Here is a 238-nt window from a genome sequence, read left to right on the forward strand (position 1 = left end):
GTACTTTGTCGGTCGATTTCGAGCAGCGGGACATTCGTCGTCACGGCGCGTCGCTGCGCATCGGCGCGCGTGCGCTCGACATCCTCGAAGTGCTGCACCGCGCGAGCGGTTCGGTCGTGTCGAAGGACGACATCATGGATGCCGTCTGGCCCGGCCTGATCGTCGAGGAAAACCGGCTGCAGGTGCATGTCGCGGCGTTGCGCAAGGCGCTCGGCGCGAGCCGCGACCTGATCAAGAC

Annotated in this window: 1 protein-coding gene; it reads left to right on the top strand. The window is 66.0% G+C overall.

Translation table 11 applies throughout. The annotated features are described in order from the left end of the window. The coding region (locus tag SB816_RS34750; RefSeq protein ID WP_410548593.1) for a winged helix-turn-helix domain-containing protein at positions 1–238 on the top strand (238 nt) is incomplete at both ends.

Origin of the sequence: Achromobacter sp. SIMBA_011 (genome assembly GCF_046535435.1) — a bacterium.
Lineage (GTDB): Bacteria > Pseudomonadota > Gammaproteobacteria > Burkholderiales > Burkholderiaceae_B > Achromobacter > Achromobacter dolens.